Below are 12,305 nucleotides of genomic sequence, written 5' to 3' on the forward strand. Positions count from 1 at the left end.
GAAAACTTATTTCTTAACTGCTTCTACCAATTCCAATTCGTCCAAACTTACTTTCGAAGTAAAAATTCCGTAATTAACAGTTGCTTTATTTTTTTCAATTAAATCAATACTACCAACAGATCTTCCGTCGAGCATTCTTACGCGGTCTCCAACTTTTAAGATTGGTTTCGGTTTTTCAACAACAGGTTTGAGTTTTTTTTCTTTTTTCTCTTTTCGTATTTCTTCTACTTTTACCTTTACTTCAGCAATAATCTCTTTTTGTTTTTCAACTTTTGCTTTTACTTCTTTTGGAGTTGCTTTTTTGCGTTTGGAATTTTCAATTTCAACAATTTTCAAAAATTCGCCAATAAGCTCTTTTTTGTTTTTGTTGTTAAAATATTTCTCGGCAATATCATCGATTTTTTGACCTATATATATGATTTTCTGGTTGCTATCGTATAATTCCTGATAACTTTCCAGTTTTTGCTGAATCTTAGTATTGATGGTTTCCATCTTTTTGCTTTCTTCACGCGCACGAGTTTCTTCTTCTTTTAAATTCAAAGAAGTTTTTTCAAGTTTAGATCTTTCTTTTTGAAGATTAGCAATAGTTTTATCAAAGCGTACTTTTCCAACTTCAATTTTCTTTTTTGCACGATTAATTAAACCAAAAGGAATTCCATTTTTTTGGGCAACTTCAAATGTAAACGAACTTCCTGCCTGACCCAATGCTAATTTATACATAGGTTCAAGGGTTTTTTCGTCAAACATCATATTGGCATTTGTTGCGTAAGGCAGCTCATTTGCCAGGATTTTTAAGTTAGCATAATGCGTTGTTATAATTCCAAAAGCTTCACGATGGTAAAATTCTTCTAAGAAAATTTCTGCCAAAGCTCCGCCCAATTCAGGATCAGAACCAGTACCAAACTCATCAATTAAAAACATAGTTTTCTTGTTGCATTTCTTCAGGAAATAATTCATGTTTTTTAATCGATAACTATATGTACTCAAATGATTTTCAATAGATTGATTGTCTCCAATATCTGTTAAAATTCTATCAAACAAAAAAGTTTCACTTCGCTCATGAACAGGAATTAAAATTCCGGACTGCAGCATTAATTGTAATAAACCAACTGTTTTTAACGAAATGGTTTTACCTCCGGCATTTGGTCCGGAAATTACAATAATTCTGTTTTCTTGTTTTAACTCAATGGTCTGAGGATGTGTAACTTCTTGTTTCTGTTTATTATTCAAATACAAAATTGGATGATACGCTTCTCTGAAAAATAATCTTCTTTCTTCGGTAATTGCCGGTAAAATTCCGTTTATGCGATTTGCGTATTTTGCTTTTCCGGCTACGACATCAATATCACTTAAAAAATCCTGATATTCAATTAACAAAGGCAGAAATGGCCGGATTGCATTTGATAATTGCTTTAAAATTCTCATGATTTCTTCCTTTTCTTCGTATTCAAGATTTGCTAATTCTCTCGAATATTTTAAAGTTGCCTCAGGTTCGATGTAAGCAATACTTCCGGTTTTTGAGCTTCCTAAAATAGAGCCTTTTACTTTACGACGGTACATTGCCAGAACTGCCAGAACACGGCGGTTTTGAACGAAGCTTTCTTTAATATCATCTAAATAGCCTAGGCTATTGTACTGTGTAAGAGCAACTCCAAAACTTTGATTAACTTTTCCGCGCACCAAATTCATGTTTTGGCGAATGCTCAAAAGAGCTGGTGAGGCATTGTCTTTAATCTCACCATATTTGTCTACGATGGCATCAATTAATGTCACAATTTCTTTTGTGTATTCTACTCTTGAAGCTCTTGCATTTAGATTAGGATAATAATCATCAAATTTTTTAAGGAAGGTCAATAAGACATTTGTTGTAGAAGAAAGTGTTGCTATTTTTCTAAAACTTCCTACTTCAAGAAAACTGTCTTCAATCGCCAAAAACTTGATTTCATGCGAAATAGCATCAAATCCGTGATTGGGAATTGCGTTATTATTTTGGAAAGACGAAACATATTCTGATGTCTGCATCAAAGCGGACATTAATTCTTCTTTTTCTCTAAATGGTTTTATTTGTAAAGCCTTTTCTTTTCCAATATCGGTGTTGCATCCATCTGAGATGGTTTCTAGAACGGTTGGAAATTGTAAGTCTTGTAATGTTTTTTCTGTAATACTAATCATTTAATTTCGTTAAGAAAGTACAGGCAAAAATACGAAAATTGTAGTATTGAATACTGTAAACTTTTTGTGTTATTTTATTGTTTGTTTAAATATGATTTTACTTAAAAAATCCTGAAATTCGCATAAAAAAATTATGGACGTAAAAATGCATTCTTCTTGGAAACCAGTTTTGAACGAAGAATTTGAAAAACCATATTTCAACGAGTTAATTAATTTCGTAAAATCTGAATACGCAACAAAAGTCTGTTATCCAAAAGGAAGCCAGATTTTTTCTGCTTTTGATCATTGTCATTTCGATCAGGTAAAAGTTGTTATCATTGGACAGGATCCCTACCACGGGCCAAATCAGGCAAATGGCTTGTGTTTTTCTGTAAATGACGGAATTCCGTTTCCTCCATCTTTATATAATATTTTTAGAGAAATTGAAACTGATCTTGGTAAACCAATGCCAAAAACAGGAAATCTGGAACGCTGGGCAGATCAGGGAGTTTTTCTTTTAAACGCAACTTTAACGGTTAGACAATCAGAAGCTGGAAGCCACCAAGGTAAAGGCTGGGAAAAATTTACCGATGCTGTTATCAAGCAAATATCTGCCGAAAAAGAAAACGTTGTGTTTTTACTTTGGGGCGGTTTTGCTCAAAAGAAAGCTGCTTTGATCGACGCTTCAAAACATCATATTCTAAAATCAGGTCATCCTTCTCCTTTAAGTGCCAATAGAGGTTTTTGGTTTGGAAATAGACATTTTAGCCAAACGAATGCTTTTTTTAAAACAAAAGAACTTCAGGAAATTGAATGGTAAAATAAAGTTGGGGTTCTGATTTTTAATAATTTAGAACCTCAAATTTTTCACCAGATACTTTAAAGATAGTTGTATCTACTGTACAATCTTGCAGGATTTTCCAGTTTTCTTCTTCACTAAGGCCATAACAAAAATGTATTCCGTCAAACTTTACTTTGCTGATGCTGGCTTCAAAAGAATGTTTGAATTCGTAATCACCATAACACGTTCGGGCAATTTTGCCAGTCCAGGAAATTTCAAAAGTATTATCAGCATTTCTGGTTAAAACAATTTTATGATCACAGCAGCTGTCATGTCCTAATAAATAGATATAAAAAGATAAATCCTCAAAATCAAAATTATCTTCTAAAGGTAATTTATCGGCAGTAAAGATTTCATGACTGAATTTAGAAAAATCAAATTTACTTTCAGGAGTTCAAACTACAATTCCCCCAGAATGCCATTCAGTTGAAGATAAGATACAATTATGATAATTTTCCCAACCTGTTTTAGATTTCCAGTCAGATTCTACATCTTCGTCCTCAGAGTTATCTTCTTAATAATAAAAATCTGTAACTAAGTGAAAGTCAAATAGTAATCCTCTTTCTGGATCGACTCTTGCACTCCAAACAAATTCTGCTAAAGTATGACCCAAAGGATATGGATTATCATAGAAGAAAATCCTATTGGTTTTGTTCATGAATCAAAAAAAATAAATAGCAGCTATTTTTTAATAATTTCTTCTAAAACGGCTCTGTTTTCGTAATTAACTATTTTTAGTATAATTTCTTGATTTTTAACTGTTTTTCCTTCTATTATATACAGCTTTCCTTTTTTATAAGGAACGTTGCTTTGATCAAAATCAACATCGCCATACGTTAGTGTATTGATTATGTCTTGTTTATTTACCCAGTTTTCAGTTAATGTTTTTTTTACCTTATCAGAATATTCAAAGGAAGCTTTTGTTTTAATATTGTTTAGAACTCTTGCATTTGGAAAATAGTTGCAGCGTGTATCTTTACCACTAAATACAAGGGCTACAAAAAAGCATCCCATAACTAATCCAATCAAATAATATGCAAAACGGTGTACGAACTTCATGAAATAAAATTTTTGCAAAGGTACATTAAAGTTCCTTTAAAATACAAGTAAATTAATATCGTTGTCTGGCAGGTCGAACCAGTCGCCAATAGCTTTATTTGTTAGAATTCCATGATATAAATAAATTCCGTTTTTAAGTCCTTTATTGCAGCGAATTGCACTTTCTAAACCACCATCTTCGGCTATCTGATGCAGATAAGGTGTTAAGATGTTACTTATTGATAATGAGGCAGTTTTAGAGTATCTTGATGGGATATTGGGTACACAATAGTGTAAAACATTGTTTTTAATGAAAGTCGGTTTTTCATGAGTAGTAACTTCAGAACTTTCAAAACATCCGCCTGTATCAATACTTACGTCAACAATTACAGCCCCTTTTTTCATGTGTTCAACCATAGTTTCAGTAACTACAATTGGGCAGCGTTCTTTTCCGCGCATTGCACCAATCGCGACATCGCAACGACGCAAAGCTTTTAATAAGGCTTTTTGCTGAATGGTTGAAGTAAAAATTCTTTGGCTTAAATTATTCTGCAAACGACGTAATTTGGTAATCGAATTATCAAAAACTTTTACGTTTGCACCCAGACCAATTGCAGTTTTAGCGGCAAATTCGCCAACTGTTCCGGCTCCAAGAATTACAACTTCTGTTGGGGGAACTCCGGTAATGTTTCCAAATAAAAGTCCTTTTCCAAATTCATCAGTGATCATTAATTCTGCTGCAATAAGTATAGAAGCTGTTCCGGCAATTTCGCTTAAAGATTTTACGGCAGGGTAAGAACCGTCTTCATCTTTTATATATTCAAAAGCTAAAGCTGTAATTTTTTTTTGCGCCAAAGCTTCGAAGTATTCTTTCTTTTTGGTTTTTAGCTGAATAGCAGAAATAATAACCGTTTCTGGATTTATCATTTCAATTTCGGCTAATGTCGGCGGTTCTACTTTCAATAAAAACGGACAGCCAAAAACTCTTTTTGTGTCTTTTGTAATTTCTGCACCTGCATCTGCATATTCCTTATCTGTATAACTCGAACTTTCTCCGGCTCCAGATTCGATCATTACACGATGACCTTCATATGTTAAAGAATTTACAGCATCGGGAGTTAGACAGATACGACGTTCCTGGTAGCTTGTTTCTTTAGGAATCCCTATGAAAAGTTCGCTTTTAAAACGACCAACCTCAAGTTTTTCTTCCTGCGGTATTAATTGTTGTTTTGTAAATGGAGTTAAGGTAATTGACATGGATTGTGCAAAAAATTAAGAGTACAAATTACGTAAAAAGTTTTAAAATTAGTGCAAAAATTCTGCTAATACTAATCTCTATGGTAAAGTTATTTTTTGCCGAAAGGCTGGCCAAGTTTTACGTTAACGTTAATTCTCTTTTTCCGTCTGCTAATAATACGATTGTAATGTTTGAAGTTTCTTCTGGAAGCAGACTTGCAATTTTTTCAGACCATTCGATAAAACACCAGTTTCCAGAATACAAATAATCGTCAACACCCATATCGAGAGCTTCGGTTTCTTTGTTTAACCTGTAAAAATCAAAATGATAAACAGTTTGATTGTTTGAAGTATGATATTCATTTACCAAAGAAAAAGTCGGGCTGCTTGTTGCATCTTCGACCCCTAAACTTTTGCATAACTGCTTGATTAAAGTAGTTTTTCCAACGCCCATTTCGCCGTTAAAAAGAATAATTTTTTTAGGATTTGAATCTAAAATCTGCTGGGCAGTTTGCTGAATTTGATCTAATGAAAAAACGATATTCATTTTATGTTTATTTATGTATAAGTTTCAGTCTCAGTTTACAGTCTCAGTCTGAAAACTGTAAACTGAAACTGTAAACTTTATTTAGGGTTAAATACCAAGAACGGAATAATCATTTCTTCTAACGAGATTCCGCCATGCTGATATGTGTTTTTGTAATAACTTACATAATGATTATAGTTGTTTACGTAAGCCAGAAAAAAATCATTTTTGGCAAAAATAAACGAACTGCTCATATTTATTGCCGGCAAACCTATTGTTTTAGGTTCTTTAACTACATAAACATCTTTTTGTTCGTATGTTAAACTACGTCCGGTTTTATAACGCAAATTTAGACTTGTATTTTTATCTCCCACAACTTTCGACGGATTTTTTACATTAATTGTTCCGTGATCTGTGGTTAAAATCAATTTGAACCCCAATAGCTGTGCTTGTTGAATGATTTCTAATAAAGGTGAATTTTTAAACCAGCTTAAAGTAAGCGAACGATATGCTTTATCATCAGAAGCTAGTTCTTTTACGACTTCCATTTCGGTTTTGGCGTGCGAAAGCATGTCAACAAAATTGTAAACTACTGTTACTAAATCATTGCCTTTTAATGCTTTAAAATTTTCTGCAAGTTTTTTACCACCGGCATAATTGGTGATTTTAAAATAGTCTTCTTTAATATTAAGTCCCAATCTTTTGATTTGTGCCGATAGAAATTCTGCTTCATAAAGATTTTTTCCTCCATCTTCAACATCGTTTTTCCAGTATTGCGGAAACTGTTTTTCCATTTCTAAAGGCATTAAGCCTGAGAATATTGAGTTTCTCGCATATTGTGTAGCCGTTGGAAGGATTGAGAAGTATGGAACTTCTTTTTCAAGTTTATAATAATTCGCGATTACGGTTTCAAAAGATTTCCATTGGTCGTAACGAAGATTGTCAATTACAACAAATAAAATGGGTTTGTCTTTCTTTTTAATTTCCGGAACCACTAATTCTTTAAAAAGTGTGTTAGACTGAATTGGTTTATCTGCTTTAGGAGCAAACCAGTCTTCGTAATTTCTTTCAATATATTTCCCGAATTGCGAATTGGCTTCAACTTTTTGAGATTCAAGAATTTCGATCATAGCCTGATCGTTTATGTCTTCTAGTTTTAATTCCCAAAAAAGCAGTTTTTTGTACAATTCAACCCAGTCTTCATAAGAATTAACCATCGCTAATTCCATCGAAATTTTACGAAATTCTTTCTGATAATCTAATGTCGTTTTTTCTGTAATTAATCTCGAATCATCCAGATTTTTCTTTAGACTCAGCAAAATCTGATTCGGATTTACGGGTTTTATCAAATAGTCGGCGATTTTAGATCCAATCGCTTCTTCCATAATATATTCTTCCTCACTTTTGGTAATCATAATCATAGGAATGGCAGATTTTTTTTCTTTCATTTCAGAAAGTGTTTCCAAACCGCTCATTCCCGGCATATTTTCATCCAAAAAAACAATATCAAAATTTTCCTCTTCAAACAAGGCGATAGCATCAAGACCATTGTTGCTGGTTGTAACTTCGTAATTCTTTTTTTCGAGAAACAATATATGTGGCTTTAAAAGATCAATTTCATCATCGACCCAAAGTATTTTAATCTTATCCATAAACAATTTTAATTTTAATGCAATTTAAAAGTATAGAACTTAAAAAGTATTAAAAATAGTATAAAATTAAGGATAAGGAATTGAAATAAATTCGAAATTAATTTTTGGGTCTTTTTAATGTTTCAGAAAATACTGATATTAAATATCAACTTTTTAAGTTAAAAACTGAAATGGTTTTATACTTATTTACTTATATTTGTTGACCAAAAAATAACCAGACTAGTGACTCAAATTAATAAGTTAAAAATATTTAATGACCCAATTTACGGGTTTATATCCATCCCGAACGAGCTTATCTACGATTTAATTCAGCACCCATATTTTCAGCGTTTGCGTCGTATTTCGCAAATGGGATTATCGTATTTGGTTTATCCGGGTGCTAACCATACGCGTTTTCATCACGCATTAGGATGCATGCATTTAATGCAGAAAGCTGTTGAAACACTTCGTTTTAAAGGTGTTGCGATCTCAAATGAGGAAGAATGTGCTCTTTTAATTGCTATTTTACTTCACGATATTGGGCACGGGCCATTTTCCCATGCTATGGAAAAAAGTATTGTTGAAGATGTAAATCACGAAGCCATTTCATTATTATTCATGAACAGGCTGAATGATGAATTTGACGGAAAATTAAGTTTGGCGATTCAGGTTTTTAAAGGCGAATATCACAGAAAATTCATGCTGCAATTGATTTCAAGTCAATTAGATATGGATAGGATGGATTATTTAAAAAGAGATAGTTTTTATACCGGAGTTGCCGAAGGAAATGTAAACTCTGAACGTTTGATTCAGATGATGAATGTTGAAAATGATGTTTTAGTTATCGAAGAAAAAGGAATTTATTCTGTAGAAAAATTTCTGCTTTCAAGAAGATTAATGTACTGGCAGGCATATTTGCATAAAACGAGTTTAGTTGCCGAATTAATTTTGATGAAAGTTCTAAAAAGAGCAAAAGAATTGACTTTAAAAGGAATAAAACTTCCTTGCAGCGAGCCGCTTTTGTATTTTATGCAAAACAAAATTACGCTTGAAGATTTTGATGCCGAAAAACTGGATTTATTTTCTCAATTAGATGATTTTGATATTATCAGCGCTTTAAAAGCCTGGCAGAAGCATAATGATTTTATACTTTCTACATTAAGTAAAATGATCATTAACAGAGATTTATTGAAGATTAAACTCAGCGCAGATAAAATCCCGATGGAAGAATCGCAGTCTTTAAAAGAAGAATTTGCCGAAGCACATAATATTTCGGCAGTAGATGCGGGATATTTTATTTTTAGAGGGAAAATTAAGAATCAGGCCTATAGTAAAGAAGCCGAACCGATACGAATTTTGAAAAAAGATAAAACAATTGAAGATGTTGTTGAAGCTTCTGATCAGTTGAATCTGAAATCGTTATCTAAATTGGTGACAAAATATTACATCTGTTTTCCAAAACAACTTATCTAAAATTAACATTTAAAATCTATTTTTTATATTTTTGTCGCGATGAAATTTACAGCAGAACAAATAGCAGGAATTTTAGAAGGTGAAGTTGTTGGTAATCCCAATGCAGAAGTTTCTAGGCTTTCTAAAATAGAAGAAGGTGAGGAGGGATCTCTTACTTTTTTGGCTAACCCGAAGTATATCAACTATATATATACCACAAAAGCGACGGTTACAATTGTTAACGACAGCTTTATACCTGAACAGGAAATCACTACTACATTAATTAAGGTTGAAGATGCTTATGCTTCTTTTTCTAAATTATTACACTTTTACAATCAGGTAAAATTGAATAAAAACGGGATTGAACCACAATCTTTCATGTCTGAAGGCACTAAATATGGAGAAAATCTCTATTTAGGAAGCTTTAGTTATATAGGACAAAATGTAGTTTTGGGAAATAATGTAAAAATTTATCCAAACAGTTTTATTGGCGATAATGTTGTTGTTGGTGATAATGTGTTTATTTTTGCCGGTGCAAAAATTTATTCAGAAACTGTAATTGGCAATAATTGTACAATTCACTCTGGTACTATTATAGGTGCAGATGGTTTTGGTTTTGTGCCAAATGAAGAAGGAGTTTATAGTAAAGTACCACAGATTGGTAATGTAATTATCGAAGATAACGTCGATATAGGTGCCAATACTACAATAGACAGAGCAACTCTTGGTTCTACAATTATTAGACAAGGAGTTAAATTAGACAATCAAATTCAGATTGCTCATAATGTCGAAATTGGTAAAAATACTGTAATTGCTGCACAAAGCGGTGTTGCAGGCTCTACTAAAATCGGCGAGAACTGTATGATTGGCGGGCAGGTAGGTATCGCAGGCCACTTAACAATAGGAAACAATGTAAGGCTTCAGGCTCAGTCTGGAGTTGCCAGAAACATTAAGGATGATGAGACCTTACAAGGAACTCCATCACTTGGATATACGGATTTTAACAAGTCATATGTTCATTTCAAAAATCTTCCTAAAATAGTTGCCGAAGTTGAAGAAATAAAAAAACAAATAATAAACCCAAAAAATGGAAATAATGGTTAAACAGAAGACCATCAAAAATGAAATTTCACTAACAGGAGTTGGATTACATACTGGAAAAGAAGTTACAATGACTTTTAAACCAGCTCCAATCAATAATGGTTTCACTTTTGTCAGAGTAGATTTGCAAGGTCAGCCAGTCATTGAGGCTGATGCTAATTATGTTGTTAATACGCAAAGAGGTACCAATTTAGAAAAATTAGGTGTTAAAATACAAACTCCAGAGCACGTTTTGGCTGCAGTAGTAGGCTGTGATTTGGATAATATCATTATTGAATTGAATGCTTCTGAACTTCCAATTATGGATGGTTCTTCAAAATATTTTGTTGAAGCTATTGAAAAAGCAGGTATCGAAGAACAAGATGCAAGCCGTAATGTTTATGTAGTAAAAGAAGTTATTTCATTTACAGATGAAGCTACCGGAAGCGAAATTCTTGTTATGCCAAGCGACGAATATCAGGTAACTACAATGGTAGATTTTGGTACAAAAGTTTTGGGTACTCAAAATGCTACACTTAAAAGTATTGCTGACTTTAAACAAGAAATTGCAAGTTCAAGAACTTTTAGCTTTTTGCACGAATTAGAATCATTATTAGAAAATGGTTTAATTAAAGGTGGTGATTTAAATAATGCAATTGTTTATGTAGATAAAGAAATCTCTGAGTCTACAATGGAAAATTTAAAGAAAGCTTTTGGTAAAGATGAAATTTCTGTAAAACCAAACGGTGTTTTAGATAACCTTACTCTGCATTATCCAAACGAAGCAGCAAGACACAAATTACTTGATGTAATTGGAGATTTGTCTCTTATTGGAGTTCGTATTCAGGGAAAAATCATTGCAAACAAACCAGGTCATTTTGTAAATACTCAGTTTGCTAAAAAACTGGCTAAAATCATTAAAATAGAACAGAGAAATCATGTACCTGTTTATGATTTAAATCAGGAGCCATTGATGGATATTCACAAAATCATGTCAATGCTTCCTCACAGACCACCATTCTTATTGATTGACAGAATTATCGAAATGTCTGATCGTCATGTAGTTGGTTTGAAAAATGTTACTATGAACGAAAATTTCTTCGTAGGACATTTTCCTGAGGCACCAGTAATGCCGGGCGTTTTAATTGTAGAAGCAATGGCACAAACGGGAGGAATTTTAGTTTTAAGTACAGTTCCTGATCCTGAAAATTATTTAACATACTTCATGAAAATTGATAATGTTAAATTCAAACACAAAGTATTGCCGGGTGATACATTAATTTTCAAATGTGAGTTGATTTCTCCAATCAGAAGAGGAATCTGTCACATGCAGGCAAACGCTTACGCAAATGGAAAATTAGTAACCGAGGCAGAATTAATGGCACAAATCGCAAGAAAACAATAATTAATCAAATTTATTGTTTAGGTTTGTTGCCCTAAAATTAGATTATTTTAATTAAATATAAAACATAGATGAATCAACCATTAGCATATGTTCATCCTGGCGCGAAAATCGCTAAAAATGTTGTAATTGAGCCTTTTACAACAATTCACAATAATGTTGTTATTGGTGATGGTACTTGGATTGGTTCAAATGTGACCATTATGGAAGGTGCCCGAATTGGAAAAAACTGCAATATTTTTCCCGGGGCAGTAATTTCTGCAGTGCCGCAAGATTTGAAATTTGGCGGAGAAGATTCTTTAGCAATAATTGGAGACAATTGTACTATTAGAGAATGTGTTACTATTAACAGAGGTACAATTGCTTCCGGACAGACTATTCTTGGTAACAATTGTTTAGTTATGGCTTATGCACACATTGCACACGATTGTGAAATAGGTAATAACGCAATTATTGTAAACGGAGTCGCATTAGCGGGTCACGTAGTTGTTGGAAATCATGCAGTTATTGGTGGTTTAGCAGCAATTCATCAATTTATTCATATTGGAGATCACGCTATGATTTCTGGTGGATCTTTGGTAAGAAAAGACGTTCCGCCTTATACAAAAGCTGCAAAAGAACCATTGTCGTATGTTGGTATTAATTCAGTTGGTTTAAGAAGAAGAGGATTTAGTACTGAAAAAATTAGAGAAATTCAGGAAATTTACAGAATTTTATATCAAAAGAACTATAACACAACACAAGCTTTAAGTATTATTGAAGCTGAAATGGAAGCAACTCCTGAGAGAGATGAAATTCTTGATTTTATCAGAAATTCATCACGAGGAATTATGAAAGGTTATTCGGGTAACTATTAATTTTAGAGTTTAGATTTCTGATTTTAGATTTCTAAACTTCATTATAAAATTAAAAAGATTAAAACATTATAAAAACATGTAGATCGGTTTT

The 12,305-nt window shown here is 32.8% G+C and carries 11 protein-coding genes; 5 read left to right on the top strand and 6 right to left on the bottom strand.

Annotated elements, in window-relative coordinates:
- Window positions 1–6 precede the first annotated feature (6 nt).
- Window positions 7–2,172: an endonuclease MutS2 gene (locus tag BUC29_RS16485; protein ID WP_073417278.1), complete on the bottom strand. Its 2,166-nt coding sequence runs from the start codon at window positions 2,170–2,172 to the stop codon at window positions 7–9.
- 133 nt (window positions 2,173–2,305) lie between these two features.
- Between BUC29_RS16485 and BUC29_RS16490 the strand changes: the two genes are divergently transcribed.
- Entirely contained in the window at window positions 2,306–2,971 is a 666-nt protein-coding gene (locus BUC29_RS16490) for a uracil-DNA glycosylase (RefSeq protein WP_073417279.1), read from the top strand.
- Window positions 2,972–3,506: 535 nt separating this feature from the next.
- Here BUC29_RS16490 and BUC29_RS21575 read toward each other — a convergent pair.
- From BUC29_RS21575 to porX, 5 genes are all read right to left on the bottom strand, one after another.
- Window positions 3,507–3,650 carry a hypothetical protein gene (locus BUC29_RS21575; RefSeq protein ID WP_167369544.1) on the bottom strand — a complete coding sequence of 48 codons (144 nt, stop codon included), beginning with the start codon at window positions 3,648–3,650 and terminating at the stop codon, window positions 3,507–3,509.
- A 23-nt stretch (window positions 3,651–3,673) separates the two neighbouring features.
- The gene (locus BUC29_RS16495) at window positions 3,674–4,051 is read right to left on the bottom strand and encodes a DUF4258 domain-containing protein (protein WP_073417280.1); all 378 of its coding nucleotides are present in this window, start codon (window positions 4,049–4,051) and stop codon (window positions 3,674–3,676) included.
- A 36-nt stretch (window positions 4,052–4,087) separates the two neighbouring features.
- Window positions 4,088–5,287 (bottom strand): alanine dehydrogenase, encoded by a 1,200-nt coding sequence (locus BUC29_RS16500; RefSeq protein ID WP_073417281.1) that lies wholly within the window; start codon window positions 5,285–5,287, stop codon window positions 4,088–4,090.
- 118 nt (window positions 5,288–5,405) lie between these two features.
- Window positions 5,406–5,813, bottom strand: a complete 408-nt coding sequence (tsaE, locus tag BUC29_RS16505) for a tRNA (adenosine(37)-N6)-threonylcarbamoyltransferase complex ATPase subunit type 1 TsaE (protein WP_073417282.1) — start codon at window positions 5,811–5,813, stop codon at window positions 5,406–5,408.
- 77 nt (window positions 5,814–5,890) lie between these two features.
- Window positions 5,891–7,444, bottom strand: a complete 1,554-nt coding sequence (gene porX, locus BUC29_RS16510; RefSeq protein WP_073417283.1) for a T9SS response regulator signal transducer PorX — start codon at window positions 7,442–7,444, stop codon at window positions 5,891–5,893.
- Window positions 7,445–7,666: 222 nt separating this feature from the next.
- Between porX and BUC29_RS16515 the strand changes: the two genes are divergently transcribed.
- The 4 genes from BUC29_RS16515 (at window position 7,667) to lpxA (ending at window position 12,214) form a co-directional block, all read left to right on the top strand.
- On the top strand, window positions 7,667–8,896 hold the full coding sequence (locus tag BUC29_RS16515) for an HD domain-containing protein (RefSeq protein ID WP_073417284.1): 1,230 nt from the start codon (window positions 7,667–7,669) through the stop codon (window positions 8,894–8,896).
- Between the two features lie 39 nt (window positions 8,897–8,935).
- Window positions 8,936–9,979, top strand: a complete 1,044-nt coding sequence (lpxD, locus tag BUC29_RS16520; protein ID WP_073417285.1) for a UDP-3-O-(3-hydroxymyristoyl)glucosamine N-acyltransferase — start codon at window positions 8,936–8,938, stop codon at window positions 9,977–9,979.
- Window positions 9,972–11,360, top strand: coding sequence for a bifunctional UDP-3-O-[3-hydroxymyristoyl] N-acetylglucosamine deacetylase/3-hydroxyacyl-ACP dehydratase (locus tag BUC29_RS16525; protein WP_073417457.1), 1,389 nt, complete (start codon window positions 9,972–9,974; stop codon window positions 11,358–11,360). The genes lpxD and BUC29_RS16525 overlap by 8 nt, the downstream gene beginning before the upstream one ends.
- Before the next feature lie 68 nt (window positions 11,361–11,428).
- Window positions 11,429–12,214, top strand: coding sequence for an acyl-ACP--UDP-N-acetylglucosamine O-acyltransferase (gene lpxA / locus BUC29_RS16530; protein WP_012024961.1), 786 nt, complete (start codon window positions 11,429–11,431; stop codon window positions 12,212–12,214).
- Window positions 12,215–12,305 lie beyond the last annotated feature (91 nt).

This window comes from Flavobacterium defluvii, assembly GCF_900129555.1.
Lineage (GTDB): Bacteria > Bacteroidota > Bacteroidia > Flavobacteriales > Flavobacteriaceae > Flavobacterium > Flavobacterium defluvii.